Genomic DNA, 26052 nt, shown 5'->3' with positions numbered 1-26052 from the left:
GGGTGGTTGCGTGCCCATCGTAGCCATCGCAGGGGGCGCGAGGCAACACCTTTGGGCGCGTGGATGCGATGCAAACCGCATCAGGACATTCGCAATCCGTCGTTGGCAACGGCGGGTGCGCTTCGCAGAATCGGCGGCATCGAACCAGGGAAACCGCCCGCCATGCCACTGCACACCGTCGCCTCTTCATCCCCGGCCGCACAGGCCCGCCACGTCCTCGCGCTGACCGCCATCGCCTGGTGCATCGCGCCGGCGTCGCCGCATGAAGTGGCACGCCGCGCACCGCATGGCCATGTGCCGTTGCGCGTGCGCAGGCGGCTGCACGCCACGGCGGTGGCGGCACTGTTGCCCTACGCGTGGTGAGGCATGGTGAGCCGCGCGACCCCGCAGATTCCAGATATCGATAGAGGAATTCAGCGCAAACGGCCCGTGCGATGGCTCGCAGAATTTGAAGCACACCCGCTTCCACTGCGCCATCGCCGAACACCGTGTCCTACTTGCTCTCCCTGCTCGACAAGAGCCTGATCCCCGAAGGTGCCGACGCCGCGCAGGCGTTCCAGCACACCATCGCGCTGGCCCGGCGCGCCGAACGGCTGGGCTACCGCCGCTACTGGCTGGCCGAGCACCACGGCAACCGCACCTATGCGGGATCGGCGCCCGAAGTGCTGGCCTCGCACCTGCTCGCCAAGACCTCGCGCATCCGCATCGGCACCGGCGGCGTCATGCTGCAGCACTACAGCCCGTTCAAGGTCGCGGAGACCTTCAAGGTGCTGGCCTCGCTGGCACCGGGCCGTGTCGACCTGGGCATCGGCAAGGCGCCGGGCGGCCTGCCGCTGACCAGCAAGGCGTTGCAGTCGCTGCACGACCCGGTGAAGGCAAAGGCCCTCGATTTCGAAGCGCGCCTGCGCGAGCTCGATGCCTTCCTGCACGACGGCGTGCCCGCCGACCATGCGCTGGCCGGCGCCGTGGCCACGCCGTTCCCGCCGGTGGCGCCGCAGCGCGTGCTGCTGGGCGGCAGCCCCGAGAGCGCGCTGCTCGCGGCGCGGCTGGGCTGGCAATTCGTCTATGCGGGCCACTTCAACGGCGACCCCGTGAACATCGGGCAATCGATCGACGCCTACCGCGGCGCGACCGGCCGCGCGCCGCTGCTCGCGCTGTTCGCTTTTGCCGCCGAAACGCACGACGAGGCCGCCGAGCGCGTGGGCGCACTGCGCAGCTTCCGCGTGACCTTGCCCACGGGCCAGAGCGTGAACCTGCCCAGCCTCGAAGCCGCCGCCGAGTTCGCGCGGCAGGCCGGCGCCAGCGACTACCGCACCGAGGAGCGGCGCCCGCATGTCATCGCCGGCACCGGCGACGAGGTGCGCGACGCGCTCGAAGCCCTCAGCGCGCGCCACGGCATCGAGGAGTTCGTGATCGACATCCCGGTGGCGGACTTCGGCGCGCGCGCCACGGCGGTCGAGCTACTGGCGCAGGCCCGCGAACCCGCCCTGGCCTGAGCTTCTTCCTCTTTCCTTTCCCATCACAAGAACGATCGTCATGAGCAACATCCAGTTCGGCGTCATGCTGCAAGGGGCCGGCAGCCACATGAATGCCTGGAAGCACCCGGGCGGCCCGGCCGATGCCAGCGTCAACCTCGACTTCTTCATCCGCAGCGCGCAGAAGGCCGAGGCCGCGGGCATCGCCTTCGCCTTCGTGGCCGACGGGCTCTACATCAACGAGAAGTCGATCCCGCACTTTCTCAATCGCTTCGAGCCGATTTCCATCCTCTCGGCGCTGGCCGCCGTCACCTCGAAGATCGGCCTGGCGGGCACCATCTCCAGCTCGTACAGCGACCCGTTCACGGTGGCGCGGCAGTTCGCCTCGCTCGACCTCATCAGCGGCGGGCGCGCGGGCTGGAACGTGGTGACCACACCGCTGGAAGGCAGCGCCAAGAACTACAGCCGCGCCCACCCCGAGCACGCGCTGCGCTACGAGATCGCCGACGAGTACCTGGCCGTGACGCAGGGCCTGTGGGACAGCTGGGACGACGACGCCTTCGTGCGCGACCGCGAGAGCGGCCGCTTCTTCGACCGCGACAAGCTGCACACGCTGGACCACAAGGGCCGCTTCTTCCAGGTGGCGGGGCCGCTGAACATCCAGCGTTCGCCGCAGGGCCAGCCGGTGATCTTCCAGGCCGGCTCGTCGGACGCGGGCATCGGCCTGGCGGGCAAGTACGCCGACGCGGTGTTCACGCATTCGCCCTCGCTCGAAGACACGCGCGCCTTCCTCAAGCAGGTGAAGGCCAGCGCCGTGGCGCAGGGGCGGCAGGCCGGCGACGTGAAGATCTTCCCGGGCATCGGCCCGGTGGTGGCGGCCACGGAAGCCGAGGCCGAGGCCAAGTACCTGGCCATCCGCGCGCTGCTGACGGTCGAGGAGGCGCTGGCCTACCTGGGCCGCTTCTTCGACCACCACGACTTCAGCCAGTACCCGCTCGATGCGCCGTTCCCCGAGCTGGGCGAGATCGGCCGCAACAGCTTTCGCTCGACCACCGACCGCATCAAGGCCAATGCCAAGGCCAAGGGCCAGACGCTGCGCGAGGTGGCGCTCGAAGTCGCCACGCCGCGCACGCAGTTCGTGGGCACCGGCGAGCGCATCGCCGACGAGATCATCCGCTGGGTGGACGAGGGCGCGGCCGACGGCTTCATCCTCGGCTTTCCGGTGCTGGGGCAGGGCCTGGACGATTTCATCGAATTCGTGGTTCCCGCGCTGGAGGCGCGCGGCCGCTACCAGCGCACGCTGCCCGGCCAGACCCTGCGCGACCACCTGGGCCTGCCGCGCAAGGCGAGCCGCCATGCCGCGCCGCAGGGCGGCGCCACCGCCGAGCGCAAGGCCGCCTGATGGGCGCCGCGCTGCCACGACCGGCCCTGAAAGACATCCACCGCGTCGAATCCACCATCGCCGGCTACGGCGACGAATTCATTGCGCTGCGACGCGACATTCACCAGCACCCCGAGCTGTCGTTCAAGGAGCACCGCACCTCGGCCCTCGTGGCCGAGCGGCTCGCGGCCTGGGGCTACGAGGTCACGACCGGCCTGGCCGGTACCGGCGTGGTGGGCACGCTGCGGCGCGGGCCGGGGCGCAGCCTCGGCATCCGCGCCGACATGGACGCGCTGCCGATCCACGAGGCCACGGGCCTGCCGTACGCCAGCGAGAACGCGGGCGTGATGCACGCCTGCGGCCACGACGGCCACACGGCGATCCTGCTCGCGGCGGCGCGCTTCCTGGCCGAGGCGGGCACTTTTCGCGGCACGCTGCACCTGATCTTCCAGCCCGCCGAAGAACTCGGTGCGGGCGCCAAGAAGATGATCGACGAGGGCCTGTTCACGCGCTTCCCGTGCGACGCCGTCTTCGGCCTGCACAACTGGCCCGGCGTGGGGGCAGGGCACGTGGGCTGCGTCACCGGGCCCGCGATGGCGGCCATCGACCAGGCGCACATCACGGTGCGCGGCAAGGGCGGCCATGGCGCACAGCCGCACGAGACGGTGGACCCCGTGGTCGCGAGCGCGCACCTGATCGCGGCGCTGCAGACCGTGGTGGCGCGCAACGTCGATCCGCTGGACATGGGCGTGATCACGGTGGGCTCCATCCACGGCGGCGAGGCCTCCAACGTGATTCCGAACACCGTCGAGCTCAAGCTCACGGCGCGTTCGTTCAAGCCCGAGGTGCGAGCGCTGCTGGCACAGCGCATCCCCGCGCTGGCGCGGGCACAGGCCGAGAGCTTCGGTGCGCAGGCCGAGGTCGACTACCGCCCGGGCTTTCCACCGGTGGTCAACCACGTCGAAGAAACCGCCTTCGCACGCGCCGTGGCACTCGACACCTTCGGCGCGCAACGGGTCGACCCGGCCTTCCGCCCGCGCACCGCCAGCGAAGACTTTGCCTACATGCTGCAGGCGCGTCCCGGCAGCTACGTGTTCTTCGGCAACGGCGAGAGCGCCTCGCTGCACAGCCCGCGCTACGACTTCAACGACGCGATCCTAGCGCCCGCGGCCGTGTACTGGGCCCGGCTGGCCGAGCGTTTTCTTTCCGCCGACGGCGACACCCAGGAAACCACCCCATGAGCGAACAGTTTCTCTACACCACGCCGCTGGACCCGCTGGCCCGGCCGTTGATCGAAGGGCTCACCTTCGAGTACGACAGCCGCTACGGCGACGTGCTGCGCGAGCCCGGCGCACCGCGCGAGATCGACCGCTACGCGCCCGAGGTGTTCGCACCGCCGCACGGCAACTTCGTGCTGCTGCTGCGCGACGGCGTGGCGATCGGCGGCGGCGCCTTCATGCGCCACGACGAGCGCACCGCCGAGCTCAAGCGCGTGTGGACGCACGGCGCGCTGCGCCGCCAGGGCCTGGCCAGCCGCGTGCTGGCGGAGCTGGAGGCGCAGGTGCTGCGCCAGGGCTACGAGCGCATCTACCTCACGACCGGCTTTCGCCAGCCCGAGGCCGTGGGCCTGTACCGCAGCCATGGCTACACGGCGCTCTTCACCGACGACGCCGACCCCGAGACGCCGCGCAAGCTGCCGTTCGAGAAGCACCTGGCGCAGTGGGCCACGCAAGGCCGCGCGGGTGCGGCGCTGAGCGGAGCGGTGTCGCGATGAACACGACCACCGTGCTCGACGCCGGCCCGGAGCCTCGTACCCCCACGGCCCCCCTGCGCCGCAGCGATGCGGCACCGCCCGCCAAGGGCGACTACTCGCACTTTCGCATCGTCCCCGCAACCTACCCGGCGCGCACCGTCGGCACCGTCTTCGCGGTGGCGGTGATCGGCCTCGTGCTGCATTCGGTGCTGACCAACCCGCGCTGGGGTTGGCCGGTGTTCGCGCAGTGGTTCTTCTCGGAGCCGGTGCTGGCCGGGCTGGGCCGCACGCTGCTGCTCACGGCACTGGGCGCGGTGCTGGGCTTCTTCTTCGGCACGGGGCTGGCGCTGGCACGGGTGTCGCGCTCGCCGCTGCTGGCGCGGCTGGCCTGGTTGTTCACCTGGCTCTTCCGTTCGGTGCCGGTGATCGTGCTGCTCTTGATCATCAACAACCTGGGCTACCTGTACGAGACCGTGTCGCTGGGCGTGCCGTTCACCGACCTCACATTCTTCTCGTACCCGACCACGCAGCTCATCAGCCCCTTCGTGGCGGCGCTGCTGGGACTCACGCTGAACCAGGCGGCCTTCGCTTCGGAGATCGTGCGCGGGGGCATCCTGTCGGTGGACCAGGGCCAGCTCGAGGCAGCGGCTGCACTGGGCCTTTCGCGCCGACGCCAGGCCTCGCGCATCGTGCTGCCGCAGGCCATGCGCAGCATCCTGCCGACGGCCTTCAACGACATCATCGGGCTGGCCAAGGGCACCTCGAACCTCTACATCCTGGCGCTGCCCGAGCTGTTCTACACGATCCAGATCATCTACCGGCGCAACCTGGAAGTGATTCCGCTGCTCATGGTGGCGACCGTGTGGTACCTCGTGATCCTCACGGTTCTGTCGGTGGCGCAGCACTACATCGAGCGGCATTTCTCGCGCGGGGCCCTGCGCCATGCGCCGCGCTCGTGGCTGGGCGGCGTGGTGCACGGGCTGTGGGCGCGGGGCAGGGCGCCGGCCGTGGTGCCCGTGTCGGCACCGGCGCCGGCCCCCGCGCAGGTGCCGCGCTGGAACGGCTCGCGCGCGCCGGGCGGCGAGGTGACGATCCACGGCGTGTCCAAGCGCTTCGGCGCGCTGCAGGTGCTCGACGACGTGACCTTCACCGCGCCGCGCGGCAGCGTCACCGTGATCCTCGGGCCCTCGGGCTCGGGCAAGTCGACGCTGCTGCGCACCATCAACCACCTGGAGCGCGTGGACGACGGCTTCATTGCCATCGACGGCGAGCTCATCGGCTACCGGCGCGACGCCGACACGCTGTACGAGCTGCACGAGAAGGACATCCTCACGCGCCGCGTCGACGTGGGCATGGTGTTCCAGAACTTCAACCTGTTCCCGCACCTCACGGTGCTGGAGAACATCGTCGAGGCGCCGCAGTCGGTGCGCGGCCTGCCGCGCGCCGAGGCCGAGGCGCTGGCCACCGACCTGCTGGCCCGTGTCGGCCTGGCCGACCGCAAGGGCGCCTACCCGCGCCAGCTCTCGGGCGGCCAGCAGCAGCGCGTGGCGATCGCGCGGGCGCTGGCGCTCAAGCCCAAGGTGCTGCTGTTCGACGAGCCCACCTCGGCGCTCGACCCCGAGCTGGTGGGCGAGGTGCTCGCGGTGATCGAGGAACTCGCGAGCTCCGGCACCACGCTGGTCATCGTGACGCACGAGATCGGCTTTGCCCGCGAGGTGGCCGACACCGTGGTCTTCATGGAGCAGGGCCGCATCCTCGAGACCGGCACGCCCGAGCAGGTGTTCAACGCGCCGAGGCATCCGCGCACGGCCGAGTTCCTGGCCAAGGTGCTCTGAGTTTTTTCGTCTTTTCTCTTTTTCCAACCGACCGCTTTTCATGACCCATCGACGCCTTCTCCTGTCCGTTCTCCTGGCGGCCTTGCTGCCCCTGGCCGCCACGGCCCAGACCGCTCCGGCGCCCGACCTGAGCCCCGAGCAGCCGGGCCGCCCGCGCGCGCAGAAGATCGACGAGGCCGTGCGGCTCGCGAAGGACTTCAAGTTCCTCAAGGAAGGCGTGCTCGTCGTGGGCACCACCACCGGCCGGCTGCCGTTCGCGGCCTACGCCACCGACACCAAGACACCCGTGGGCAACGCGCCCGACATCGCGCAGCTCGTGGCCGACAGCCTGGGGCGCAAGCTGGAGCTGGTGTCCACCGCCTGGGCCGACTGGCCGCTGGGCCTGCAGTCGGGCAAGTTCGACGTGGTGGTGTCCAACGTGACCGTGACCGAGGAGCGCAAGGAGAAGTTCGACTTCTCGACCTACCGCAACGACCAGCTGGGCATCTACGTGAAGTCGGACAGCAAGCTCGGGCCCATCAAGGAACCGAAGGACATCGCGGGCCTGAAGCTCATCGTGACGGCCAGCACGAACCAGGAGCAGATCCTGCTGCGCTGGAACAAGCAGAACATTGCCGCCGGCCTCAAGCCCATCGAGATCCAGTACTACGACGACGATGTGGTGCAGCGCCTGGCCATCCAGTCGGGCCGCGCCGACGCCTACGTGGGCCCCAACGCCATCGCCGCCTACGAGGCGCGCGACGGCAAGACCCGGCTCGCGGGCCTGGTGTCGGGCGGCTGGCCGCTCAACGCCGAGATCGCCGTCACCTCGCGCAAGGGCTCGGGCATTGCCGAGGCCGTGACGCTCGCGCTGAACACGCAGATCAAGAACGGCAACTACGGCAAGGCGCTGTCGCGCTGGAACCTGGCGTCCGAGGCCATCGAGGTGGCGCGCACCAACCCGCCCGGCCTGCCGAAGAACTGAGGGGAGGGGACCATGTCGCTCAAGAGAAAACTGGGGGCGCTGGCCGCCCTCGGGCTGATGGCGTTCGCGCCGGCGCACGCCGCCGACACCTTCGACTTCAGCCCCGAGCAGAAGGGCCGCCTGCACACCGGCAAGGACGCCGAGGCCGTCAACGCCATTCCGCCGAGCTTCAAGTTCGTGAAGGAGGGCGTGCTGACCATCGCCATCGCGCCGTTCGCGCCGCCGATCTCCACCTATGGCACCGACGCGAAGACGGTGGTGGGCTTCGACCCCGACTTTGCCCACCTCATCGCCGAGGCGCTGGGCCTGAAGCTGGAGCTGCGGCCCGTCGCCTGGGCCGACTGGCCACTGGGCCTGAGCTCGGGCAAGTACGACGCCGTGATCTCCAACGTGGGCGTGACCGAGCAGCGCAAGGAGAAGTTCGACTTCTCGACCTACCGGCTCGGGCTGCACGGCTTCTACGTGCGCACCGACAGCGCCATCCAGTCGATCAAGGAGCCGAAGGACGTGGCGGGCCTGAAGCTCACGACCGGCGCCGGCACCAACCAGGAACGCATCCTGCTCGAATGGGACCGGCAGAACGTGGCCGCGGGCCTGAAGCCGGTGTCGATCCAGTACTACGACGACGATGTGACGCGCTGGCTGGCCGTGACGACGAAGCGCGTCGATGCCAACTTCAACCCCAACGCACCGCAGGCCTACGAGGCCGCGAAGAACGGGCAGCTGCGGCTGGCCGGCACCGTGAACGCGGGCTGGCCGCTGAAGTCGGACGTGGCCGTGGCCACGCGCAAGGGCAGCGGCCTGGCGGTGGCGCTCACCACCGCGGCCAACAACCTGATCCGCAGCGGCACCTACGCCAAGGCGCTCGCGCGCTGGCGCCTCGCCGAAGAGGCGCTGCCGAAATCGGAGGTCAACCCGCCGGGGTTGCCGAAGTTCTGACCCTGCGAACCCCACGACCATGACCATCCATCACATCGGTTTCCTCACGCCCGGCAACTACGACGAGGCTGACCCGCACGCGGGCCTCGAGGCCGCGCTGCGGCTCTTTGAATTCGGCGAGCGGCGCGGCTTCGACAGCGCCTGGGTGCGCCAGCGCCACCTGGAGCGCGCCGTGTCGTCGGCGCCGACCTTCCTGGCCGCCGCCACGCAGCGCACGCGCCGCATCGAACTCGGCGCGGCCGTGATCCAGATGGGCTACGAAAACCCGTTCCGGCTCGCCGAAGACCTGGCCACCGTCGACGTGCTCTCGCGCGGCCGCCTGCAGGTGGGCCTGAGCGCGGGCGCGCCGCCGCACGGCGCCTTGCTGGGCGGTCGCTTCCAGGACGCGCCGCCGGCCACGGTCGACTTCACGCACAAGCGCGTGGCGCGGCTGCGCGCGAACCTCGAAGACGTGCTGTTGGGCGACGAAGACACGGTGGTCGAATCGGCCGGCGGGCGCGTGCGTCCGCGCGTGCAGCCCTATGCGCCCGGCCTCGTCGGGCGGCTCTGGTACGGCGGCGGGTCGCTGCGCTCGGCCGAATGGGCGGGGCGCAACGGCTTTCACCTGCTGCTGGGCAACGTGCTCACGGGCGAGACCACCGACGACTTCCTCGAGGCGCAGACCGGCCTCGTCGAACGCTACCGCGCCAGCGAAGTGCCGGGCGCGCGGCGCGGGCGGATCGCGCTGGGCCGCGTGATCGTGCCGCTGGACGGCGCCGATGCCGCCACGCGGCGCCGCTACCGCGCGTTCGCGGCGGGCCGCGTCGAGCGCACGCTGTCGCCGCAGGGCGAACGCCGCACGCTGTTCGCCGGCGACCTCGTGGGCAGCGCCGACGAGATCCTGGAGCGCCTGCACCGCGACCCCGTGCTGCCGCTGGTGAGCGAGCTGCGCGTGGAGCTGCCCTACAACTTCGACAGCGAGGCTTACGAGCAGATCCTGGACGACATCGCCGTGCGCATCGCGCCCGAACTGGGCTGGCGCGTGCGCGCCGAGCTGCCACATGAAGCGCTCGCGCTCGCCTGAGCCTCAGACGCTTTGCGCATGCGCTTATCGCAAACGCTTCGTTGGTGATCGCGTGCTGCCTGCCTAGAGTTCGCTCTGATCTGTTTCAGATGTCTTCCATTCAACACAAGGAGTCCCGCATGTCGATCTTCAGCAGATGGTGGCGCGCCGCGTCCCTCGCTACGCTGACCTTCCTGGCCACCGCACCGTCGGCCTTCGCGCAGGCCTCGGCCGACGGCAGCGGCCCGCTGGTCTCCACCGACTGGCTCGAGAAGAATCTGCGCAACCCGAAGCTGCGCGTGATCGAGGTCAGCGTGAACCCGGGCCTGTACGAGCGCGGCCACATCCCGGGCGCGGTGAACTTCTCGTGGCACAACGACCTCAACGACCGCGTGCGCCGCGACATCGTGAGCCAGGCGGAGTTCGAGAAGCTGCTGTCGACAGCCGGTGTCGACAAGGACACCACCGTGATCCTCTACGGCGACACCAACAACTGGTTCGCCGCCTGGGGCGCCTGGGTGTTCGACCAGTACGGCGTGCAGAACGTGAAGCTGCTCGACGGCGGGCGCAAGAAGTGGGAGGCCGAGAACCGCGTGCTCGACAACCGCGCGCCCGAGCACGTCGCCACGCGCTTCAAGGTGACGCAGCCCAACCCGCAGCTGCGCGCGCGGCTGGCCGACGTGCTGGCGGTGGCCGAGGGCCGCTCCGACGCGAAGCTGGTCGACATCCGCTCGGCCGACGAGTACAGCGGCAAGATCTTCGCGCCGGCCGGCGCCGCCGAACTGGCGGTGCGCGCGGGCCACGTGCCCGGCGCGGCCAACGTGCCCTGGGGCCGCGCGGTGAACGAAGACGGCACCTTCAAGTCGGCCGCCGAGCTGAAGGCGATCTACGCGGCCGTCGGCATCGACGGCAGCAAGCCGGCCATCACCTACTGCCGCATCGGCGAGCGCTCGAGCCACACCTGGTTCGCGCTGCACAAGATCCTGGGCTACAAGAACGTGCGCAACTACGACGGCTCGTGGACCGAGTACGGCAACGCCGTCGGCGTGCCGGTCAACAACCCGGCCGGCACGGTGTGGGCGTCCAAATGAATGAGTTGAGGTGAGATGAGTTCGAGGTGAGTCGGCGTTGGAGGGACCTCGCGGCCTCTCTGATGAGCGACATTGGGCGAGCCCTCGGGCTCGCTTTTTTTTGGACCCAAGAAAGAGGAACCGGGGCATGTCCGCTTCGTCAATCCATGCGGCGCCTGTGCCGCTTTCTCGCACGGGCCTGGCCGCTGCGGTCGTCGTGTTGTTGCTGGTCGCCGCCAGCGTGCACCTGCTCGGCGAGCGCAGCGGCGGCCGTGCGCTGGCCTTCGCGCTCGGGCTGGGCGCGGTGCTCGGCGTGGTGCTGCAGCGCTCGCGCTTCTGCTTCTACTGCCATGCGCGCGACTACTTCGAGGGTGGCGATGCACGCGGCCTGCTGGCCATCGTGGCCGCGCTCGCGGTCGGCACCGTGGGCATGCACGTCGTCATGACCGGCTGGCTGCCCGTGCCGCAGTCGGGGCGACTGCCGCCCGATGCGCACATCGGGCCGGTCAGCGGCGCCTTGGTGCTCGCGGGGCTGGCCTTCGGCGCGGGCATGGTCGTTTCGGGCTCGTGCATCAGCGCGCACTGGTACCGGCTGGGCGAAGGCTCGCCGACCGCGCCGTTCGCGCTGCTCGGTGCCGGCGTAGGGTTCTTGTTGGGATTCACGAGCTGGAACTGGCTCTACAGCGCCACCATCGCCACCGCGCCCGTCGTGTGGCTGCCGCATCACCTGGGCTATGCGGGCTCGGCCGCGCTGCAACTGGCGGTGCTCGCGGCGCTCGCCGCCTGTCTCTGGCGGAAGCTGCCGGCGGGCGAGGCGGCGTCGTCTACGCCGCGCCGCTTCATCGACGCCGCGCGTCGCCTGCTGCACGGGCGCTGGCCGTATGCGTGGGGCGGCCTCGCGGTCGGTGCGATCGCCGTGATCGTGGTGCTGCGGCTGCGCCCGCTGGGCGTGACGGCCGCGCTCGGCAGCGCCGCGCGCGACCTCGGCAACGCGCACGGCCTGCTGCCGCAGCGGCTGGACGGGCTCGACGGCTTCGGTGGCTGCGTGACGGCGGTGGTCGAAAGCCTCTGGCAGACGCCCAACGCACTGCTGGTCGGCGGCCTCGTGGCGGGCGCACTGGCCGCGGCGCTCGCGAGCGGGCAGTTCAGGCCCGCGTGGCCGACCGGAGGGCAGGTGGTGCGTGGCCTCGGCGGGGGTCTGCTGCTGGGGTGGGGCGCGATGACCGGGCTGGGCTGCACGGTCGGCAACCTGCTGTCGGGCACGATGGCCGGCGCGCTGTCGGGCTGGGTGTTCGGTGCGAGCGTGCTGCTGGCGGTGTGGGGCGGGCTGCGATTGAAGCGTCTTGCTGTGAGGGCGTGACCGCCATTCATCGCCGCGCGGCAGGCACCGCATTTCCATATGCGGAGTCCTTCTTTCGGGACGACGCGGGGCAGGGCACAGTCCCTCACGCACAGGCACAGGACAACGCCGCCCCGCGCGGTCGTCCGCCTGTCTTCTCTTCCAAAGAACACCCGAGGGATTCCATGCTCCGACCACTCCTGACCGCGGCCCTGCTGGCCGCCGGCCTGCTGCAGGCGCCTGTTGCCGCCGCCGAAACCGTGCGATGGGCACGCAGCGCCGACCCCGCCACGCTCGACCCGCATGCGGTCAACACCGGCACCAACTTCGGGTTGCTGCACCAGATCTACGAGCCGCTGATCCTGCGCGGTGCCGACAGCAAGCTGCAGCCCGCGTTGGCCACCTCGTGGAAGCTCACGGCCGATCCGACGGTGTGGGAGTTCAAGCTGCGCCCCGGCGTCAAGTTCCACGACGGCGCGCTGCTCACGGCCGACGACGTGGTGTTCTCGCTGCAGCGCGCGCAGGCGCCGAGCTCGGCGCTCAAGTCGCTGCTGTCGTCGGTGGCCGAGGTGAAGAAGGTCGATCCGCTCACGGTGCATGTACGCACCAAGGGCCCGAACCTGATCTTCCCGAACAACCTCACGAACCTCTTCATCCTGAACGAGGCCTGGGCCAAGGCGAACAAGGCCGAGCAGTCGCAGGACGTGGCCAGCAAGACCGAGAACTTCGCCACCCGCAACGAGAACGGCACCGGCCCCTACGTGCTGGCCTCGCGCGAGGTCGATGCGCGCACGGTGCTCAAGCAGTTTCCGCAGTACTGGGGCCGCGGCCAGTTTCCGCTGGACGTGACCGAGCTGGTCTACGTGCCGATCAAGTCGCCCGCGACGCGCGTGGCCGCGCTGCTGTCGGGCGAGGTCGATTTCGTGCAGGACCTGCCGGCGCAGGACGTGGGCCGGCTCAAGGCCGACAAGCGCCTGCGCGTGACCGAAGGGCCCGAGAACCGCTCGATCTTCCTGGGCCTGAACGTGGGCGCGAAGGAGCTCAAGTACGCCGACGTGAAGGGCAAGAACCCGCTGGCCGACCCGAAGGTGCGCGAGGCCATCGGCCTGGCCATCGACCGCGACGCGATCAAGGCGGCGGTGATGCGTGGGCTGTCGAATCCCTCGGGCATCATCGCGCCGCCGTTCGTGCACGGCTACGAGAAGGCTTTCGCGGCCTACCCGAAGGCCAACGCGGCGCAGGCGAAGAAGCTGCTGGCCGAGGCCGGCTACCCGAACGGCTTTGCGATCACGCTGCACACGCCGAACGACCGCTACGTGAACGACGAGGCCATCAGCACGGCGGTGTCGGGCTTCCTCGGGCGCATCGGCATCAAGACCACGGTGGCGGCGCGCCCGATCGCGCTGCACAGCACGGCCATCAACTCGGCCGACACCGACTTCTACCTGTTCGGCTGGGGCGTGCCGACCTACGACTCGGCCTACATCTTCGACTATCTGGTGCACACGCGCGGCAAGGACGGCCGCGGTCCGACCAACGCCACCGGCTACAGCAACGCCGAGGTCGACGCGCAGATCGCATCGCTGGCCGCCGAAAGCGACAAGGCGAAACGCGACGCCACCATCAAAAGCATCTGGCAGACCGTGCAGAAGGAGCGCATCTACATCGCGCTGCACGACCAGGTGCTCAACTTCGCCTCGACCCCGAAGCTGGACATTCCGGTCAGCCCCGACGGCAGCGTGTTCTTCAAGAACGTGAAGGTGGCGAAGCCCTGAGCACACCATGTGGGTTCATCTCTTGCGCCGGCTCGGCCAGTCCGTGCTGGTGCTGCTGGCGGTGTCGTTCGTGTCCTTCCTGGTGTTCCGCCACATCGGCGACCCGACCATCAGCCTGCTCGGCGAAGACGCCACGATCGAAGAGCGCGCCGCGCTGACGGCCGAGCTGGGTTTCGACCGCCCGGTGCCGGTGCAGTACCTGCGCTACGTGGGCCACGCGCTGCAGGGCGACCTGGGCGTGTCGTACCGGCTGAAGCGGCCGGTGGTCGAGCTCATCGCCGAGCGGTTGCCGGCCACGCTGGAGCTGGCGCTGGTGGCGGCCGTGCTGGCGGTGGCGGGCGGCGTGGCGCTGGGCGTGTACACCGCGATCCGGCGCGACAGCGTGGCCAGCCGCGCGGTCATGGCGGTGTCGCTGGTCGGTGTGTCGCTGCCGACCTTCCTGATCGGCATCGGGCTCATCTACCTGTTCGCGGTCGAGCTGCGCTGGTTGCCCTCGTTCGGGCGTGGCGACACGGTGCAGCTGGGCGGCTGGAGCACCGGGCTGCTCACGGCCTCGGGCTGGGCCTCGCTGCTGATGCCTGCGCTGACGCTGGGCCTGTACAAGCTGACGCTGATCATGCGGCTGGTGCGCGCCGAGATGCTGGAGGTGCTGCGCGCCGACTACATCCGCTTCGGCCGCGCGCGCGGGCTGCGCGAGCGCGACCTGAACTACGGCCATGCGCTGCGCAACACGCTGATCCCGGTCATCACCATCACCGGGCTGCAGATCGGCTCGCTGGTGGCCTTTGCCATCGTCACCGAGACGGTGTTCCAGTGGCCGGGCGTGGGGCTGCTGTTCATCACCTCTATCCAGGGGGTGGACGTGCCGGTGGTGGCGGCCTACCTGCTGCTGATTGCGCTGCTGTACGTGGCGATCAATTTCATCGTCGACCTGCTCTACGTGCTGGTCGATCCGCGCCTGCGACGCGCCTGACTCCTTCCTGCTTTTTTTTCCGAATGACGCTTCCTTCTCCGACCGGCGCCCCCGCGCCGCGCCGCTGGCGTAACGCCGAGTCGCCCGTGCTGCGCGCCTTCGCACGCTCGCGCACCGTGCAGCTGGCGGCCTTCGTGCTGCTGCTGGTCGCGCTGGCCTCGTTGTTCGCGCCGTGGATCGCGCGGCAAGACCCCTTCGATCCGGCCGTGCTCGACCTGATCGACGCCTTCACGCCGCCGGGGCAGCAGGGCGCCTCGGGCGCCTTCTACCCGCTGGGCGCCGACGACCAGGGGCGCGACGTGTTCTCGGCCATCCTCTACGGGCTGCGCATGTCGCTGCTGGTGGGCGTGAGCGCGGTGGGGCTGTCGCTGGTCATCGGCGTGCCACTCGGGCTGGCGGCCGGCTATGCGGGCGGCTGGTTCGACACGCTGGTGATGCGCGTGGCCGATGTGCAGCTGACCTTTCCGGTGCTGCTGGTGGCGCTCTTGATCTTCGGCATTGCGCGCGGCCTGCTGCCCGAGGGCTACCGCGACGACATGGCGGTGTACGTGATCGTGGCGGCCATCGGGCTGTCGGAATGGGTGCAGTACGCGCGCACGGTGCGCGGGGCGGTGATGCTCGAGAAGCACAAGGACTACGTGGCCGCCGCGCAGATCATCGGCCGCTCGCGCACCGGCATCCTGGTGCGGCACATCCTGCCGAACCTGCTGGCGCCGGTGCTGGTGATTGCAACCATCAGCTTCGCGCTGGCCATCGTGGCGGAGTCGACGCTGTCGTACCTGGGCGTGGGCCTGCCGCCCACGCAGCCGTCGCTGGGCACGCTGATCCGCATCGGGCAGGGCTTCCTGTTCTCGGGCGAGTGGTGGATCCTGCTGTTTCCCGCGCTGGTGCTGCTGGCGCTGGCGCTGTCGGTCAACCTGGCGGGCGACTGGCTGCGCGACGCCCTGAACCCGAGGCTGCAATGAGCGCGCGCGACCCCTCGCCATGGCCGTCACCCAGCGGCGAAACGCCCGTGCTGCGGGTGCGCGGGCTGGACGTGGCCTTCGACACGCACCGGGGCACGGTGCAGGTGCTCGATGGCGTCTCGTTCGAGATCGCACCGGGCGAAATCCTGGGCGTGGTCGGCGAGTCGGGCGCGGGCAAGTCGATGGTCGGCGCGGCCGTCATCGGCCTGGTGCCGCCGCCGGGGCGCATCGCGGGCGGCACGGTCGAGCTGCACGGCGAGCGCATCGACACGCTGCGCGGCGAAGACATGCGCCGCGTGCGCGGGCGCCGCATCGGCAGCGTGTTCCAGGACCCGCTGACCAGCCTGAACCCGGTCTACCCGATCGGTAGGCACCTCATCGAGACCATCCGCACGCACCTGCCCGTGAGCGAGCCCGAGGCGCGCCGGCGCGCGCTGGCGCTGCTGGCCGACGTGGAGATTCCCGACCCCGAAAGCCGCATCGACCAGTACCCGCACCAGTTCTCGGGCGGCATGCGCCAGCGCGTGGCAATTGCACTCGCGCTGTGCGCCGAGCCGCAGCTGCTGATTGCCGACGAGCCCACCACCGCGCTCGACGTGTCGGTGCAGGCGCAGGTGATCCGTGTGTTCCGGCGCGTCTGCCGCGAGCGCGGCACGGCCGCGATGCTCATCACGCACGACATGGGCGTGATCGCCGAGGCGGCCGACCGCGTGATGGTGATGTACCAGGGCCGCGTGCTCGAGACCGGCCCGGTGCGCCAGGTGCTCGACCACCCGCGCGAGCCGTACACGCGCGCACTGATGGCCGCGATTCCCTCGGTGCACGACAGGCTGCATCGGCTGCCGGTGCCGGAGATCGGCGCGGACATCGCCGCGGCTGCCGCGCTGCCGCCCGCGCAGGCCGAGACCGTGGCGCCGCCGGCACCGGCCGACAGCCCGCCGCTGATCCGCGTGCAGGGTCTGTCGCGCGAGTTCGATCTCTCGGCCGGCTGGCTCGTGCGCACGCTCGCGCGCCAGCCGAAGAAAGTGCTGCACGCGGTCGACGGCGTGAGCTTCGACATCGCGCGCGGCCGCACCTTCGGCCTGGTCGGCGAGTCGGGCTCGGGCAAGTCGACCGTGGCGCGCATGATCGCCGGCCTCACGCGGCCCACGGCCGGCAGCGTGCATTTCGACGGCATCGACCGCTGGGGCGACGCCGCGCAGACGGCCGCGCTACGCCGGCGCTTCCAGATGATCTTCCAGGACCCGCATGCCAGCCTCAACCCGCGCTGGCGCGTGGACCGGCTCATCGCCGAGCCGGTGGAAGTGCTGGGCCTGGCCGCCAGCGCCGACGAAACCGCCGAGCGCGTCGCCCAGGCGCTGCGCCGCGTGCGCATGTCGCCCGACGACGGGCGGCGCTATCCGCACCAGTTCTCGGGCGGCCAGCGCCAGCGCATCGCCATCGCGCGAGCGCTGGCCAGCCAGCCCGAGTTCATCGTCTGCGACGAACCGACCTCGTCGCTTGACGTGTCGGTACAGGCCCAGGTGCTGAACCTCATGCGCGACCTGCAGGACGAGTTCGGCCTGACCTACCTGCTGATCAGCCACAACCTCGCCGTGATCCGCCACATGTGCGACGACGTGGGCGTGATGCAGCGTGGGCGGCTGGTGGAGCAGGGGAGCGCGGGCGAGGTGCTCGATGCGCCGAAGCACGCGTACACGCGGGCGTTGATGGCGGCGGTGCCGGACATGCGGCATGCACCGGCCGCGGCCGTGCTCGCCACGGCCTGAAGCGCCCTCAGGGCACGCGCTGCAGCTGCTCGCGCAGGATGCGCCGGATTTCCAGGATCGCCAGCGGGTGCTCCTGCACGCTGTGCGCCGACGGAATCACCAGCTCCGACACCGCGCCGTCGAGGTGCGCGCTGGTGTAGGGCACGATGCCGTCGCTCGTTTCGGCCAGCGGCAGGCCGGGCGTGTCGTTGCCGATGATCGAGTGGTAGCGCACCTTCGGGCTCAGCGGCAACCCGGACGACAGGCGCACGAAGGCGTCGCGGTCGCTGAGGTTGTCGATGCTGTTGGGAATGCGCAGCGGGCCCATGTCCTGCGAGCTTGGCGCCACACGCATCAGCTCGCGCGAGATGTCGTTGAGCTGGCCCAGCATGGCCACCGGCAGCGTGATGAGGTTGGCCACCCAGCGCGAGATGCGCTTGTTGGCGAACGAGGTGCCGCGGTGCGGCGAGGCGATGAAGATGGCGTCGCTGACCTGGGGCAGCGGCTCGAAGCGCAGGTAGGGCCCCAGCCCTTCCTCGATGCGGCGGCGCTGGGCGGCCGGCATGGGGTAGCCCTCGCGCAGCGCGTCCCACAGCACGTCGCCCGACGACGACACCAGCAGGCGCGACAGCACGCCGCCCATGCTGTGGCCGATGAGCGTGACGTTGCGCGAAGCCTCGGCGCGGCCCTGCGGATCGAAGTGCGCCAGGGTCTGCGTGATGGCTTCGCGGATGGCGAGGTTGTTCAGCGGCAGCGGCGCGTTGGTGGGGTAGTACACCTGCCAGATCTGGTAGCGGCGGCGCAGCGTCTCGTCGCCGAGCACTTCGTTCGCGACGTTGATCCAGGCCTCGGGGCTGCTGGCCAGGCCGTGCAGCATGACGATGGTGCGCCGCTTCGGGTCGTAGGGCTGCATCAGGTAGATGTGCGGCCGGGTCAGGCCCTCGGCGCCGCCGAACAGGCTGCGCAGCGCCTGCAGCGCGAAGTCGGAGCGGGCCAGCCACAGGCCGTAGCCCGAGGTGAAGTTGGCGGCCAGCGGAATCTCTTCGCCGGCCAGCTGGATCGTGCTGGTGCGGTAGGGGTCGAACACGGCGATGCGCAGCGTGCGCGTGGCCAGCACGTCCTGCAGGGTGGCGCCGTCGAACTGCAGCAGCGCGGTGAGGGCGGGGAAGGGCGTCTCGCTGAAGGGCGGAGCGTCTTCGTCGGCCTGCGCCGCGGTCGGACGGTCGTCGCCCGCGGCGACCAGCTCGGCACCGAAGCCGTCGCGGCGGTAGATGTTGCGCAGGCCCGAGAAGGTCAGCGAGGCGGCGGGAATCAGCTCTTTCGGCGGGGGCGCGTCGGGCGCGAGCTGCAGCGCCGACAGGTCGGCGTCGATGCGCCAGCCGCTCACCTGCGGAATGGCGGCCACCGATGTGTCGCTCTTGCGGTAGCGACTGAACAGGCCGGTGATGGCGCGCTGCACCGCGTAGTTGTAGTAGTCGCGCACCTGCGTCTGGCGGTCTTCGAAGGCGCGGTCGCGCGGCTTGCGCGCCGTGTAGAACAGGTAGGCGTAGGCGTGGCGCGCGGTTTCCAGCCAGGCCTCGATGGCCTCGGGCGCCATGGGCTGCGCAGCCGAGCCGCCGTCGCCGCCCGCCAGCGCGAGCTGCAGCCACACCTCGGACAGCGCCGACATGCGTTGCTCGTCGCTCAGGCCGGCGGAGGTGGCGAGGTTCTGGCGGCAGGCGCGGCCGTCCTTGCGGCACTGGTCGGCGTCGGAGCCGATGACGCGCAGCACCTCTTGCGCGGAGCTGCTGAGCTGGCCGGTGGTGAGCACGTCGCCGCGCCGCTGCGCCAGGTAGTCGGCCGGCGAGATGGTGCCGACGGTGACGCCGGCGCAGCCGGTGAGCAGCGACAGCGCCAGCAGCAGCGCGGGGAAGCCGATGCGCCTCATGGCGCCACGCCCGGCAGGCCGTTGCGGATCGCCTGCGAGAAGTTCACGCCGGGCTGCTGGTCGGTGGCGATGGCCCGGTCGGTGATGCGGCCGCCGGCGCGCAGCGCCTCCATGCTCAGGCCGGGCGTCAGGCCGCCCACGTCGTGCAGGTACTCGGGCAGGTAGCCCGAGGCCAGCAGGCGGTAGTCCATCGGCAGGCCGGGCACGACGTGCCTGGCCAGGCTGTAGACGATGGTCGTGCAGTTGGCGGTGAGCGTGTTGTAGAAGCTCGGCGCACGCGCCAGCGCATTGGCCTCGCCCACGTAGCCCAGGAACAGCGAACGCATCTCGGCCTGCGGCAGGTGCACGCGGTACATGTAGACGTCTTCGCCGCGCACGTTGGTGCGCACGCGCAGGATGTCGTGCTCGTCGGCGGCCACGAGGCTGTTCTCGAACTGCTTGAAGAAACCGCCCACGGAGGAGAAACTTTCGCCGCGCTCCTTGCGGATCTCGATGGAAAAAGTGACGAACTGGCCGTCGTCGAAGCCGAAGGACACCAGCGTGTGGGCGATGGCCGGGCCGGTCCAGTACGACAGCGACACGTCGACCGAGCGCAGGCGGTCCAGGTCGTAACGGCGCGTGTCCCAGCGCACGGTGTAGTCGGTGTCGCTGCGCCAGTCGAAGTTGCGCACGTTCTCCATCGTGACCACGTTGCCCTCGCCGCGCGGCGTCAGGTAGCGCGCCACGTCGTCGGCCCATTCGCGATGCTGGGAGGGCGCGATGGTGCCCCACCACTCGAGCAGCACGACGAAGCCGATGGCGTAGGCCAGCAGCGAGCGGCCGGCCTTGCCGCGCCACAGCAGCACGATCGCCGCCAGGCCGAAGAGGCCCCACAGCACCATCGCGCCGACCTTGACCGGCAGCGTCGCAGGCAGCTGATACCAGAGGGCCGCACAGGCCCAGGCGGCCGACAGCAGCACGGCGAAGCTCACCAGCAGACGGCCGAGGGAGCGCAGGAGGATTCGGAGCATGAAGAAACGCGGAGGTGGAGGGCGGCCGATTCTCGTCGAGTTGCAGCCGCCGCCGTCGGGCTACAGCGGGTAGGTCACCAGCTTGAAGTCCGGGTCCTCGGGGAAGGACTTCACCGAGAAGCCCAGCCGCCGCACCAGCTTGAGCATGTCGGGGTTGCCGGCCAGCACCAGCCCGTCCATTTCCGAGAGGCCGCGGTCGCGCGCCACGTCGATGATGCTTTCCATGAGGCGCGAGCCGATGCCCTTGCCGCTGAACTCGTCGGCCACCACGAGCGAGAACTCGCAGCTGGTCTGGTCGGGGTTGGTGATGTAGCGCGACACGCCCACGATGCGCTCGCTCTCGAGGATGCTGCCGTCCGGCGCGGTGCTGCGCTCCATCACGGTGGCGACCAGCGCCATCTCGCGGTCGTAGTCGATGAGCGTGAAGCGCGACAGCATCGACGGCGGCAGCTCGTGGAAGCGCGAGACGAAGCGGAACCACCGGCTCTCGGGCGACAGGCCCTGCACCAGCGCCTGCAGCATCTGCGCGTCGTTCGGATGCACCGGCCGCACCACGTACGCGCCGCCACCGGGCAGCGGCCATTCGCGCCGGTAGCGCGCGGGGTACGGCATGATGGCCAGGTGCTGGTAGCCGTTGCCCACCGGGCCCGCCACGGCCTGCGTGCTGCTGTCGACCACGATGCGCGCATCGACCGACACCGCGCCGTGCTCGTCCACGATGATGGGGTTGATGTCCATCTCGCGCAGCTCGGGCAGTTCGCACACCATTTCGGACACGCGCAGCAGCACGTCTTCGATGGCTTCCATGTTCACGGCGTTGGCGCCGCGCCATTCGCCCAGCGTCTCGGCCACGCGCGAGCGCTCGATGAGGTGGCGCGCCAGGAACTGGTTCAGCGGCGGCAGCTCCATCGCGCGGTCGTTCATGAGCTCGATCATGGTGCCGCCCGCGCCGAAGACGATCACCGGGCCGAAGGGCTGGTCGGTGACCAGGCCCACGTAGATTTCGCGCCCGCGCCGCGCGCGCACCATCTTCTGCACGGTCACGCCGTTGATGCGGGCGTCGGGCGCCAGGCGCGCCACGCGCTCCATCATCTCCAGGTAGGTGTCGCGCGCGCTGGTGCCGTTCATCACGTTCAGCGCCACGCCCTCGACGTCGGACTTGTGCGAGATGTCGGGCGAGTCGATCTTCAGCGCCACCGGAAAGCCCAGCTGCGTGGCGATCATCATGGCTTCGTTGGCGCTGCGCGCGAGCAGGGTGCGCGTGATCGGGATGTGGAAGCACGACAGCAGCGACTTCGACTCCATCTCGGTCAGCACCTTGCGCCGCTCGGCCAGCACGCTTTCGATGAGCAGGCGCGCGCCGTCGATGTCGGGCTTGGCCAGCGCCGACAGCGGCGGCGGCGTCTGCTGCAGCAGCTGCTGGTTCTGGTAGAAGGCCGCGATGTTGCCGAAGGCGCCCACGGCCGCCTCGGGCGTGCGAAAGCTCGGGATGGTGGCCTCGGCCAGCACGGCCCGCGCATTGCCCACCGAGGCGTCGCCCATCCAGCACGACAAGAGCGGCTTGGGCATGGGGCGCGGAATGTCGGCCAGCGCGCGCGCCGTGGCGGCCGCGTCGACGCCGGCCTTGGGCGAGAAGATGGCGAGCACGCCGTCGATCTGGCTGTCGGCCGAGGCGGTGTCGATGGCGGCGCGAAAGTGCGCGGGCGTGGCGTCTTCCGACAGGTCGATGAGGTCGGTGAGCGAAGCCAACGCCGGCAGCGAGGGCTGCAGCGACCGCTGCGCGGGTGCCGAGAGGCGGCCCAGGTCCAGGCCGATCTCGTTGATCCAGTCGGCCGCGAGCACGCCGGGGCCGCCGCCGTTGGTGACCACGGCCAGCCGCTTGCCCACCGGTCGGTAGCGCGAGGCCAGGCACTTGGCGGCCGAGAACAGCTCGACGAAGGAGCGCACCCGCACCGCGCCCGCGCGGCGCAGGGCGGCATCGAACACGTCGTCGCTGCCCACGATGGCCGCGCTGTGCGTCTGCGCGGCCTCGTTGCCGGCCGGCTTGCGGCCGGCCTTGAGCACCACCACCGGCTTGGCGTGCGAGGCCGAGCGCAGCGCGCTCATGAAGCGGCGCGCGTCGGCAATGCCTTCGAGGTACACGATGATGCTGTGCGTGCTCGAATCGTTGGCCAGGAAGTCGAGCACCTGCGGAATGTCGACCGAGGTGTGCGGCCCGAGCGACACCACGCTCGAAAAGCCCACGCCGTTCTGCCGCGCCCAGTCGAGCATCGAGGCCGTGAGCGCGCCCGACTGCGACACCAGCGCCAGCGGCCCGGTGCGCGCGAGCGGGCCGGCCACGCTGGCGTTCAGGTGCAGCGGCGGGCGCTGGAAGCCCAGCGAATTCGGGCCCAGCAGGTGCACGCCTTCGCGGCGCGCGATCTTGCGCCACTGCGCGGCCTGCTCGGCGGCGATGCCGGTGGAGATGACCACCGCGGCCTTGCAGCCGATGCGGCCCGCGATCTCGAGGGCGGCCGCCACGTCGTGCGGCGCCAGCGCGATCAGCGCCAGGTCGGCATGCGTCTGCGCCAGCTCTTCGAGCGTGCCCTGGGTGCGCACGTCCAGAAAGCGCAGCGTGCCGTCGAAGCGGTCGGCCCGGAAGGCTTCGCGCAGCGTGCGGCCCAGGGCGGTCTGGCCCCCCGGATCGCTGGGCTGGCCGACGAAGGCCACGATCGACGCCGGGGCGAACAGGGGGGTCAGGAAATGCTTGTCCATGCCCTAGTTTGCCCGGATCGGGGCGTGCCGCAAGCACCGCGTGTACACTCGCCGGCTCATGTCGTGCCTTTCACTTTCCCCCGTTGCAGCATCCAGCGCCGCCGTTGTCGGCCGCACGATGCCGTTCGCCGCCTGCGCGCGAACGAGCGACGCAGTGAATGCACGAATGATTACCACCATGACCGCCGCGGCCCCCTGAGCACGCGCAGGGTGGCCGCTCCGGCAGCCACCTGGTGTCTCTTCTCCCGAATGAACGAAACCCAGCTGGCAGCTGGGTTTTTTTGTTTTTGTCCTGTTCGTTCGTTGTTTGGAGAAGCCCATGTACCGCGATCCCGTCTCGTCCTTCCTGCCCCAGCCCAGCCATCCTGCGGCCATTCGCCCCCTGCGCGTCGGCATGATCGGCATCGGCACCGTGGGCGCGGGCACCTTCCGCGTGCTGGCCCGCAACCAGGACCTTATCGCCGCCCGTGCCGGGCGCGGCATCGAGGTGACGGTGGTGGCGGCGCGCAACCTCGCGCGGGCCCAGGGCATCGTGGGCGAGGGCGTGGCGCTCACGGCCGATCCGATGCAGGTCGCCACCGACCCCGATGTCGATGTGGTGGTCGAGGTGGCCGGCGGCACCGGCCCGGCGCGCGACTGGGTGCTGGCGGCCATTGCGCACGGCAAGCACGTGGTCACGGCCAACAAGGCGCTGCTGGCCGTGCACGGCCCCGAGATCTTCGCCGCCGCCAGCGCGCATGGCGTGGCCGTGATGTACGAGGGCGCGGTGGCGGTGAGCATCCCCATCGTGAAAGCGCTGCGCGAGGGCCTCACGGCCAACCGCATCGAGTGGGTGGCGGGCATCGTCAACGGCACCACCAACTTCATCCTGAGCAAGATGCGCGACGAGGGCCTGGACTTCGGCGACGCGCTCGTGCAGGCCCAGGCGCTGGGCTATGCCGAGGCCGACCCGGCCTTCGACATCGAGGGCGTCGACGCCGCCCACAAGACCGCGCTGCTGGCCGCCAACGCCTTCGGCATGCCGGTGCGCTTTGCCGACGCGCAGGTCGAGGGCATCACCGCGCTGCAACGCCTGGACGTGGCCTGCGCCGAACAGCTGGGCTTTCGCGTCAAGCTGCTGGGCGTGGCGCGCCGACGTGAAGACGGCGTGGAGCTGCGCGTGCAGCCCGCGCTGGTGCCGGCGACGCACCTGCTCGCGCAGGTGAACGGCTCGATGAACGGCATCATGGTCAAGGCCGACGCGGCGGGCGTCACGATGTACTACGGCGCGGGTGCCGGCTCGGAGCAGACCGCCTCGGCCGTGATCGCCGACCTGGTCGACGTGGCGCGCCTGGACGGCACCCACGCCGGCCAGCGCGTGCCGCACACCGGCTTCCACGCGCATGCGGTGCGCGAACTGCCGGTGCTGCCGCGCGCGGCCGTGCGCAGCGCGCACTACCTGCGCGTGCCGGTGCAGGCGGCGACCGACATCGCGGCCGTGGCCGAGCTGCTGGCCGCGCAGCGGCTGCCGGTGCGGCAACTGGTGCTGGCGAACGGGCCGGCGGATGCGGCGCCGCAGGTGCTGGTGATCACCGAATCGGCGCTGCAAAGCGCGGTCGATCTCGCCTTGCACGCGTTGCAGACGAGCCCGGTCGTGGCTGGCCCGGTGATCGCACTGCGCGTCGAAACGCTCGACGACTGAAGGGCGCTCAGGGGTCGGACGCGGGTGCGCGCAGCCGCGGCTCCCAGTCTTCGACGCGCCCCACATCCACCCGCTTGCGAAACGTGGCGCGCCAGCGCTCGGCCAGGGCGGGCAGGGCGGCGGCCAGTTCCCATTCGGGGGCGAAGCGCGCGTCGCGCGAGAACAGCAACGCGATGAGGCGCGACAGCGGCCAGTCCGGATGCGGACGTTCCACGCGCGTGGCCAGGGCGCCGGCTCGCACCCAGCCGGGCTCGAGCACGCGGTAGTACCAGCCCGTGCAGCCGCGCGCCTGCATCTCGCGCGCCATGCCGGGCCTGCCGAAGTGCGCGTCGAGCTTCCAGCAGGGCTGCCGGCCCTGTGACACCTGCACGCGCGCGTCGCCGAGCTGCACGACGTCGCCGATGCACACGGTCGATTCGTTCCAGCCCGTGGTCGAGATGTTCTCGCCGAAGGCGCCCGCGTGCGCCAGCTGTTCGGTGCAGTGACCGCCCGCCGCCCAGGCGGCGTAATGCTCGCGCGGGTAGTGGTGCACGGCCTTCTCGACACCGCCGTGGATGCGCAGGTCGGCCTGCGCGTCGCCCTGCAGGCCGGTAGGCGACAGCCACAGTGCATCGGCCGTAGGCGTCTTGCGGATGCCGCTGCGTGTGCGGCCGTCGGGCAGCAAGGCCACGGGGCCGATCAGCAGCGCGTCGATGGGCAGGGCGGGCTGCGTCATGCGAGCGGGTCCAGCCATGCGGTCAGCATGCGCGTCGCGGCATCGGAGCGCAGGTCGGCCAGCTCGGCGCTGCGGGCGCGCAGCGCGGGGATGTCGATGCCGCCCGCGGCCAGTTCGTGGTGGTGCCCGATGAGCCAGGGCTCGATGCGCGCGGGGTCGGCCTCGGGGTGGAACTGCAGCGCGAGCGCATGGCGGCCGTGGCGGAAGGCCTGGTGCGGCGTGCGTGCGGTGCTCGCCAGCAATTCGGCGCCGGGCGGCAGGTCGAAGGTGTCGCCGTGCCAGTGCAGCACGGGTTCGCCCTCCAGCGCCGCGAGGCACGAGGCCCGGCCCGCCGCGCTCAGGTCGACCGGCGCCCAGCCGATCTCCGTGTGCCCGGACGGGTACACGCGCGCGCCCAGCGCGCGGGCCATGAGCTGCGCGCCCAGGCACAGGCCCAGCGTCGGGCGCTGCAGCGCCAGCCGTTCGCGCAGGCCGGTGATCGCTTCGGTGAGCCACGGGTAGGTCTCCGTGTCGTAGGCCCCGATGGGGCCGCCGAGCACCACGACGAGGTCGGCGTGGCGCCATTCGTCGGCGCTGAGCGCGGACGGGCCCGCCTGCCGGTAGTCGATGGCGTGGCCGGCCTGGGTCAGCACGTTCGCGAAGCGCCCGAGGTCTTCGAAGGCGAGGTGTTGCAGGGCGATGCATGGCATGCGGCGAGTGTCCTTTC

General features: G+C 70.6%; 21 protein-coding genes. 16 read left to right on the top strand and 5 right to left on the bottom strand.

The features are described from left to right. Positions 1 to 162 precede the first annotated feature (162 nt). The 15 genes from AC07XP_RS02075 to AC07XP_RS02005 all read left to right on the top strand — a co-directional run bounded on the left by AC07XP_RS02075 (position 163) and on the right by AC07XP_RS02005 (position 17280). Complete coding sequence (locus AC07XP_RS02075; RefSeq protein ID WP_062482175.1) at positions 163 to 363, top strand: hypothetical protein; 201 nt, start codon at positions 163 to 165, stop codon at positions 361 to 363. A 125-nt stretch (positions 364 to 488) separates the two neighbouring features. Further along, a complete protein-coding gene (locus AC07XP_RS02070; RefSeq protein WP_495263659.1) occupies positions 489 to 1496 on the top strand; it encodes an LLM class flavin-dependent oxidoreductase in 1008 nt (335 codons plus the stop codon). Positions 1497 to 1536: 40 nt separating this feature from the next. After that, on the top strand, positions 1537 to 2877 hold the full coding sequence (locus tag AC07XP_RS02065) for an LLM class flavin-dependent oxidoreductase (protein WP_495263658.1): 1341 nt from the start codon (positions 1537 to 1539) through the stop codon (positions 2875 to 2877). Then, positions 2877 to 4097 (top strand): M20 aminoacylase family protein, encoded by a 1221-nt coding sequence (locus AC07XP_RS02060; protein ID WP_495263657.1) that lies wholly within the window; start codon positions 2877 to 2879, stop codon positions 4095 to 4097. The genes AC07XP_RS02065 and AC07XP_RS02060 overlap by 1 nt, the downstream gene beginning before the upstream one ends. Then, complete coding sequence (locus tag AC07XP_RS02055) at positions 4094 to 4630, top strand: GNAT family N-acetyltransferase (protein WP_159277042.1); 537 nt, start codon at positions 4094 to 4096, stop codon at positions 4628 to 4630. The genes AC07XP_RS02060 and AC07XP_RS02055 overlap by 4 nt, the downstream gene beginning before the upstream one ends. Then, complete coding sequence (locus tag AC07XP_RS02050) at positions 4627 to 6444, top strand: amino acid ABC transporter permease/ATP-binding protein (RefSeq protein WP_495263656.1); 1818 nt, start codon at positions 4627 to 4629, stop codon at positions 6442 to 6444. The genes AC07XP_RS02055 and AC07XP_RS02050 overlap by 4 nt, the downstream gene beginning before the upstream one ends. A gap of 40 nt (positions 6445 to 6484) precedes the next feature. Continuing rightward, positions 6485 to 7408 carry an ABC transporter substrate-binding protein gene (locus tag AC07XP_RS02045; protein WP_495263655.1) on the top strand — a complete coding sequence of 308 codons (924 nt, stop codon included), beginning with the start codon at positions 6485 to 6487 and terminating at the stop codon, positions 7406 to 7408. 12 nt (positions 7409 to 7420) lie between these two features. Continuing rightward, complete coding sequence (locus AC07XP_RS02040; protein WP_495263654.1) at positions 7421 to 8347, top strand: ABC transporter substrate-binding protein; 927 nt, start codon at positions 7421 to 7423, stop codon at positions 8345 to 8347. Positions 8348 to 8366: 19 nt separating this feature from the next. Beyond that, positions 8367 to 9410, top strand: coding sequence for an LLM class flavin-dependent oxidoreductase (locus AC07XP_RS02035; RefSeq protein ID WP_492685630.1), 1044 nt, complete (start codon positions 8367 to 8369; stop codon positions 9408 to 9410). Positions 9411 to 9529: 119 nt separating this feature from the next. Further along, entirely contained in the window at positions 9530 to 10480 is a 951-nt protein-coding gene (locus tag AC07XP_RS02030; RefSeq protein WP_095947672.1) for a sulfurtransferase, read from the top strand. Between the two features lie 127 nt (positions 10481 to 10607). After that, positions 10608 to 11819, top strand: a complete 1212-nt coding sequence (locus AC07XP_RS02025) for a YeeE/YedE family protein (protein WP_495263653.1) — start codon at positions 10608 to 10610, stop codon at positions 11817 to 11819. A gap of 164 nt (positions 11820 to 11983) precedes the next feature. Then, positions 11984 to 13573 (top strand): ABC transporter substrate-binding protein, encoded by a 1590-nt coding sequence (locus tag AC07XP_RS02020; RefSeq protein ID WP_495263652.1) that lies wholly within the window; start codon positions 11984 to 11986, stop codon positions 13571 to 13573. 7 nt (positions 13574 to 13580) lie between these two features. Continuing rightward, on the top strand, positions 13581 to 14546 hold the full coding sequence (locus AC07XP_RS02015) for an ABC transporter permease (RefSeq protein ID WP_101491495.1): 966 nt from the start codon (positions 13581 to 13583) through the stop codon (positions 14544 to 14546). 23 nt (positions 14547 to 14569) lie between these two features. Continuing rightward, positions 14570 to 15511: an ABC transporter permease gene (locus tag AC07XP_RS02010; RefSeq protein ID WP_354346998.1), complete on the top strand. Its 942-nt coding sequence runs from the start codon at positions 14570 to 14572 to the stop codon at positions 15509 to 15511. Beyond that, positions 15508 to 17280: a dipeptide ABC transporter ATP-binding protein gene (locus AC07XP_RS02005; RefSeq protein WP_495263651.1), complete on the top strand. Its 1773-nt coding sequence runs from the start codon at positions 15508 to 15510 to the stop codon at positions 17278 to 17280. Before AC07XP_RS02010 ends, AC07XP_RS02005 begins: the two co-directional genes overlap by 4 nt. A gap of 7 nt (positions 17281 to 17287) precedes the next feature. Here the strand turns inward: AC07XP_RS02005 and AC07XP_RS02000 are convergent, their stop codons facing one another. From AC07XP_RS02000 to AC07XP_RS01990, 3 genes are read right to left on the bottom strand one after another with little or no spacing between them, the layout of a single operon-like run. After that, positions 17288 to 19186: an esterase/lipase family protein gene (locus AC07XP_RS02000; RefSeq protein ID WP_495263650.1), complete on the bottom strand. Its 1899-nt coding sequence runs from the start codon at positions 19184 to 19186 to the stop codon at positions 17288 to 17290. Further along, positions 19183 to 20196 (bottom strand): Lnb N-terminal periplasmic domain-containing protein, encoded by a 1014-nt coding sequence (locus AC07XP_RS01995; protein ID WP_495263649.1) that lies wholly within the window; start codon positions 20194 to 20196, stop codon positions 19183 to 19185. The genes AC07XP_RS02000 and AC07XP_RS01995 overlap by 4 nt, the downstream gene beginning before the upstream one ends. Positions 20197 to 20256: 60 nt before the next feature. Further along, the gene (locus tag AC07XP_RS01990; protein ID WP_062472839.1) at positions 20257 to 22950 is read right to left on the bottom strand and encodes a bifunctional acetate--CoA ligase family protein/GNAT family N-acetyltransferase; all 2694 of its coding nucleotides are present in this window, start codon (positions 22948 to 22950) and stop codon (positions 20257 to 20259) included. 319 nt (positions 22951 to 23269) lie between these two features. Between AC07XP_RS01990 and AC07XP_RS01985 the strand changes: the two genes are divergently transcribed. Next, complete coding sequence (locus tag AC07XP_RS01985; RefSeq protein ID WP_495263648.1) at positions 23270 to 24631, top strand: homoserine dehydrogenase; 1362 nt, start codon at positions 23270 to 23272, stop codon at positions 24629 to 24631. Positions 24632 to 24638: 7 nt separating this feature from the next. Here AC07XP_RS01985 and AC07XP_RS01980 read toward each other — a convergent pair whose 3' ends face one another. Both AC07XP_RS01980 and AC07XP_RS01975 read right to left on the bottom strand, forming a co-directional pair. Then, a complete protein-coding gene (locus tag AC07XP_RS01980) occupies positions 24639 to 25346 on the bottom strand; it encodes an MOSC domain-containing protein (RefSeq protein ID WP_495263647.1) in 708 nt (235 codons plus the stop codon). Next, positions 25343 to 26035 (bottom strand): glutamine amidotransferase, encoded by a 693-nt coding sequence (locus tag AC07XP_RS01975; protein ID WP_495263646.1) that lies wholly within the window; start codon positions 26033 to 26035, stop codon positions 25343 to 25345. Before AC07XP_RS01975 ends, AC07XP_RS01980 begins: the two co-directional genes overlap by 4 nt. Positions 26036 to 26052 lie beyond the last annotated feature (17 nt).

This window comes from Variovorax sp. GW531-E2 (assembly GCF_059423125.1).
The sequence above is the reverse complement of the archived record's forward strand: the minus strand, read 5'-3'. Positions and strand labels throughout refer to the sequence as shown.

Coding starts and splice junctions, on each gene's coding strand:
- AC07XP_RS02035 (WP_492685630.1), top strand. CDS start 8,367: ATGACCATCCATCACATCGGTTTCCTCACGCCCGGCAACTACGACGAG.
- AC07XP_RS01990 (WP_062472839.1), bottom strand. CDS start 22,950: ATGGACAAGCATTTCCTGACCCCCCTGTTCGCCCCGGCGTCGATCGTG.
- AC07XP_RS02050 (WP_495263656.1), top strand. CDS start 4,627: ATGAACACGACCACCGTGCTCGACGCCGGCCCGGAGCCTCGTACCCCC.
- AC07XP_RS02010 (WP_354346998.1), top strand. CDS start 14,570: ATGACGCTTCCTTCTCCGACCGGCGCCCCCGCGCCGCGCCGCTGGCGT.
- AC07XP_RS02020 (WP_495263652.1), top strand. CDS start 11,984: ATGCTCCGACCACTCCTGACCGCGGCCCTGCTGGCCGCCGGCCTGCTG.
- AC07XP_RS02065 (WP_495263658.1), top strand. CDS start 1,537: ATGAGCAACATCCAGTTCGGCGTCATGCTGCAAGGGGCCGGCAGCCAC.
- AC07XP_RS02030 (WP_095947672.1), top strand. CDS start 9,530: ATGTCGATCTTCAGCAGATGGTGGCGCGCCGCGTCCCTCGCTACGCTG.
- AC07XP_RS02000 (WP_495263650.1), bottom strand. CDS start 19,186: ATGAGGCGCATCGGCTTCCCCGCGCTGCTGCTGGCGCTGTCGCTGCTC.
- AC07XP_RS01980 (WP_495263647.1), bottom strand. CDS start 25,346: ATGACGCAGCCCGCCCTGCCCATCGACGCGCTGCTGATCGGCCCCGTG.
- AC07XP_RS02075 (WP_062482175.1), top strand. CDS start 163: ATGCCACTGCACACCGTCGCCTCTTCATCCCCGGCCGCACAGGCCCGC.
- AC07XP_RS01995 (WP_495263649.1), bottom strand. CDS start 20,196: ATGCTCCGAATCCTCCTGCGCTCCCTCGGCCGTCTGCTGGTGAGCTTC.
- AC07XP_RS02060 (WP_495263657.1), top strand. CDS start 2,877: ATGGGCGCCGCGCTGCCACGACCGGCCCTGAAAGACATCCACCGCGTC.
- AC07XP_RS02005 (WP_495263651.1), top strand. CDS start 15,508: ATGAGCGCGCGCGACCCCTCGCCATGGCCGTCACCCAGCGGCGAAACG.
- AC07XP_RS02055 (WP_159277042.1), top strand. CDS start 4,094: ATGAGCGAACAGTTTCTCTACACCACGCCGCTGGACCCGCTGGCCCGG.
- AC07XP_RS02040 (WP_495263654.1), top strand. CDS start 7,421: ATGTCGCTCAAGAGAAAACTGGGGGCGCTGGCCGCCCTCGGGCTGATG.
- AC07XP_RS01985 (WP_495263648.1), top strand. CDS start 23,270: ATGTACCGCGATCCCGTCTCGTCCTTCCTGCCCCAGCCCAGCCATCCT.
- AC07XP_RS02025 (WP_495263653.1), top strand. CDS start 10,608: ATGTCCGCTTCGTCAATCCATGCGGCGCCTGTGCCGCTTTCTCGCACG.
- AC07XP_RS02045 (WP_495263655.1), top strand. CDS start 6,485: ATGACCCATCGACGCCTTCTCCTGTCCGTTCTCCTGGCGGCCTTGCTG.
- AC07XP_RS01975 (WP_495263646.1), bottom strand. CDS start 26,035: ATGCCATGCATCGCCCTGCAACACCTCGCCTTCGAAGACCTCGGGCGC.
- AC07XP_RS02015 (WP_101491495.1), top strand. CDS start 13,581: ATGTGGGTTCATCTCTTGCGCCGGCTCGGCCAGTCCGTGCTGGTGCTG.